The 3543-nt window shown below is 71.5% G+C and carries 4 protein-coding genes; 2 read left to right on the top strand and 2 right to left on the bottom strand.

Annotation, left to right across the window (positions count from 1 at the left end; all coding sequences use genetic code 11):
* Positions 1-92: 92 nt before the first annotated feature.
* Positions 93-719, bottom strand: coding sequence for a DUF3000 domain-containing protein (locus G5C60_RS49990; RefSeq protein ID WP_165270863.1), 627 nt, complete (start codon positions 717-719; stop codon positions 93-95).
* A 249-nt stretch (positions 720-968) separates the two neighbouring features.
* Between G5C60_RS49990 and hemE the strand changes: the two genes are divergently transcribed.
* Complete coding sequence (gene hemE, locus G5C60_RS49995) at positions 969-2036, top strand: uroporphyrinogen decarboxylase (protein ID WP_165270857.1); 1068 nt, start codon at positions 969-971, stop codon at positions 2034-2036.
* On the opposite strand, the gene G5C60_RS50000 is transcribed toward hemE, so the two are convergent.
* Complete coding sequence (locus G5C60_RS50000; RefSeq protein ID WP_165270859.1) at positions 2033-2866, bottom strand: rhomboid family intramembrane serine protease; 834 nt, start codon at positions 2864-2866, stop codon at positions 2033-2035. The two genes, hemE and G5C60_RS50000, sit on opposite strands and share 4 nt — an antisense overlap.
* 112 nt (positions 2867-2978) lie before the next feature.
* On the opposite strand from G5C60_RS50000, the gene G5C60_RS50005 reads away from it, so the two are divergent.
* Positions 2979-3317 (top strand): hypothetical protein, encoded by a 339-nt coding sequence (locus G5C60_RS50005; protein ID WP_165270861.1) that lies wholly within the window; start codon positions 2979-2981, stop codon positions 3315-3317.
* Positions 3318-3543 lie beyond the last annotated feature (226 nt).

A 3543-nucleotide genomic window follows, 5' to 3' on the forward strand; every position in this document is an offset into this window, starting at 1 on the left:
GGTGCGGGTCTTCTGTGGCTGGGCGCGCAGTTCCCCGCGCCCCTGAGGGGCTGCGCCCCTGGCGGGGCGCGGCCCCTCAGCCCCTCAGTCGCTCAGCGGGGCTGGGGGCCCCGTCGCTGGGGCAGCGTCACCACTGACGCGTCGCCCGGGGCGGCGGGGGGCAGGCCCGCGATCTGGCACAGCAGGTCGCACCAGGCCGCGAGGTGGGATGCCGTGTCCGGGACGCCACCGAGGCCCTCGAGGGGGGTCCAGGAGGCGCGGATCTCGATCTGGGAGGCGGACGGGCGTTCCGAGAGGCCGCCGAAGTAGTGCGAGCTCGCGCGGGTGACGGTGCCGCTGGGTTCGCCGTACGACAGGCCGCGGGCCTGGAGCGCGCCCGTCAGCCAGGACCAGCAGACGTCGGGGAGCAGCGGGTCGGCGGCCATCTCCGGTTCCAGTTCCGCGCGGACGAGGGTGACCAGGCGGAAGGACCCCTGCCAGGCCTCGTGTCCGGCAGGGTCGTGAAGCAGGATGAGGCGGCCGTCGGCCAGGTCGTCCTCGCCGTCGACGACAGCGGCCTCCAGTGCGTACGCGAACGGGGCGAGCCGCTGCGGCGGCCGGGTCGGGTCGATCTCGATCTCCGGCCGCAGCCGTGTCGCGCTCAGCGCGTCGACGGCCGCACGGAAGGGCAGCGGAGCCGCGTCCGTGCCACTCCGCTCCCCTTCCTTCGCGTCGTCCATTCCGCCAGCGCCGTCCGACAGTCGTCCCTGAGCCGCCATGCGGGGAAGATTAAGGGGAACGGAGCCTTCGCGCAGGGAGAGACACCCGTGCCTCCGACGGTTCGGCGGGAACGGCTCGGTTTCGCTGTGTTTGTGACCGTGACCGGGTGTGGCCGTGGGCGGGGGGTACCCGCATCGCGGTGGAGCCGCACATGGCTACAGCCCTGCGCCCCTTACGGGGCGCTCAACGCGGCGTGGGAGACTTTCGGCGTGAGTGACAGTGAACGCCCCACGGGCCAGCAGCCGACAGCCACGTACGACTCCACCTTCCTGAAGGCGTGCAGGCGTGAACCCGTGCCGCATACACCGGTGTGGTTCATGCGGCAGGCCGGACGTTCGCTGCCCGAGTACCGCAAGGTGCGCGAGGGCATCCCCATGCTCGAGTCGTGCATGCGGCCCGAACTGGTCGCGGAGATCACACTGCAGCCGGTACGCCGGCACAGCGTGGACGCGGCGATCTACTTCAGCGACATCGTCGTACCCCTCAAGGCCATCGGCGTCGACCTCGACATCAAGCCGGGCGTCGGCCCGGTCGTCGAGAAGCCGATCCGCACCCGCGCGGACCTCGCGCAGCTGCGCGACCTGACGCCCGAGGACGTCTCGTACGTCACCGAGGCGATCGGCCTGCTCACCGCCGAGCTCGGCGAGACCCCGCTCATCGGCTTCGCCGGTGCGCCCTTCACCCTCGCGAGCTACCTCGTGGAGGGCGGTCCGTCCCGCAACCACGAGCACACCAAGGCCCTCATGTACGGCGACCCGCAGCTGTGGGCCGACCTGCTCGACCGGCTCGCCGAGATCACGGCCGCCTTCCTGAAGGTGCAGATCGAGGCGGGCGCCTCGGCCGTCCAGCTCTTCGACTCCTGGGTCGGCGCCCTCGCACCCGCCGACTACCGGCGCTCGGTGATGCCGGCCTCCACCAAGGTCTTCGAGGCCGTGAAGTCGTACGGCGTCCCGCGCATCCACTTCGGTGTCGGCACCGGTGAACTGCTCGGCCTCCTGGGCGAGGCCGGCGCGGACGTCGTCGGCGTCGACTGGCGTGTTCCGATGGACGAGGCCGCCCGCCGTGTCGGCCCGGGCAAGGCGCTCCAGGGCAACCTCGACCCCGCGGTCCTCTTCTCCACCACCGAGGCCGTCGAGGCCAAGACCCAGGAGATCCTCGACGCCGCCGCGGGCCTGGAGGGCCACATCTTCAACCTCGGCCACGGCGTCCTGCCGAGCACGGACCCGGACGCGCTGACCCGGCTCGTGGAGTACGTCCACACACGGACGGCTCGCTAGCCGGATCCCCAGCTGTGCCGTGGCCGCGCCTGCCTGCCCCACAGCAGGCGGCGCGGTTCGGGTGGTGGCGGGGTGCCTCTGCGCAGCGGCCAGGCGAGGAGCATGCCCGCCACGAAGCCGACCACATGGGCCACGTACGCGACGGTGCCGGCCGCGGAGACGCCGGCTCCGGACGAGTACACCGCCTGCAGGCCGAACCAGAAGCCCAGCACGAGCCAGGCCGGCAGGCGCAGCGGCAGGAAGATCAGGAACGGCACCAGGACCCAGACCCGGGCCTTCGGATAGAGGACCAGGTACGCGCCCAGGACACCGGCGATCGCACCGGACGCGCCGATCAGAGGGTCGCCCGAGGTGTCGTTGGCGAGGGCATAGGCGTACGCCGCCGCGTAGCCGCAGGCCACGTAGAACAGCAGATAGCGCACGTGCCCGAGGCGGTCCTCGATGTTGTTGCCGAAGATCAGCAGGAAGAGCATGTTGCCGAGCAGGTGCAGCCAGCTGCCGTGCAGGAACATCGCGGTGAAGACCGACAGCGGGGGCGACTTGTCGTAGTCGGGCGGACCCACCACACAGCCCGGTCCCTGCGGGCCCACGGCCACGTCACCCGTGGGCACGACGGTCGGCGTCTGCAGGTGGATCATCTCCCGTGGCACCGCCGCCCACTGGTCCAGGAACGCCTGCAGATGGCAGAGCTGGGCGAGACCGCTCTCGCCCGTCACCGAACCGGCCACCCCGGGGGTGGCCAGGAAGACAAGGAAGTTGGCGGCGATCAGCGCGTACGTCACGAACGGCGTGCGGCGTACCGGGTTCACATCATGGACGGGAATGACCACGAGGAACTTCTGCCCGCGACTCGGCCCCTCTGAACGGTCTGAACGGGAGCGCGTGCGTCTGCGTATGTTTCGGCAACCGCCGTGATCCCAGCAACACGTGAGGAACAGGTCAATGAACGACCGAGTCGCTCCGCCGATGATCGCCACGCCGGACGGTGAGGCGGAAGTAGCCCTCGTGCTCAGACTGTCGTGGGAGGACGTGGCCGCGCTCGGCCAGGAGGCCGGTCGGCTCGCCGCCAGCATGCAGCGTCCGGTGACCCTCGACGAGGCCGCCAGCCACCGGCTGCGCACCCGCCAGCCCGGCACGCACGCGCGGCCCCAGTCGACGCCGCAGCCCCCACAGGTGTCGCCGTCGCCGGTCTCGTCGCTGCCGCGCTCTCCCGGCGAGCAGGCGCGGCAGGCCATAGAGAAGATCAACGGAACCACTCCCGGGACGGCTCAGGGCGCCTGAGACGTCGTCAGGGCTCCGGCCCGACGTCCCCCAGGCGTCTTCGGGCGCCCTGAGCCGTGAAGCACGCGTGTCGCTCCGCGGGTTCGGCAGGTTGGGTTCGCTCGTGTTGAGGTTGTAACTCGGCTGCTGAGCCGTCGTGGCTGGGCGCGCAGTTCCCCGCGCCCCTGAAAGGGCGCCCCTGACGGGGCGCCCCTGGCGGGCCCGCCCCCACCGGGCCCGCCAGGGG

The organism is Streptomyces scabichelini, assembly GCF_011045015.1.
Lineage (GTDB): Bacteria > Actinomycetota > Actinomycetes > Streptomycetales > Streptomycetaceae > Streptomyces > Streptomyces scabichelini.

Excerpts from the sequence above, each read along its gene's own strand:
- G5C60_RS49990 (WP_165270863.1), bottom strand. The coding sequence starts at position 719 with ATGGACGACGCGAAGGAAGGGGAGCGGAGTGGCACGGACGCGGCTCCG.
- G5C60_RS50005 (WP_165270861.1), top strand. The coding sequence starts at position 2,979 with ATGAACGACCGAGTCGCTCCGCCGATGATCGCCACGCCGGACGGTGAG.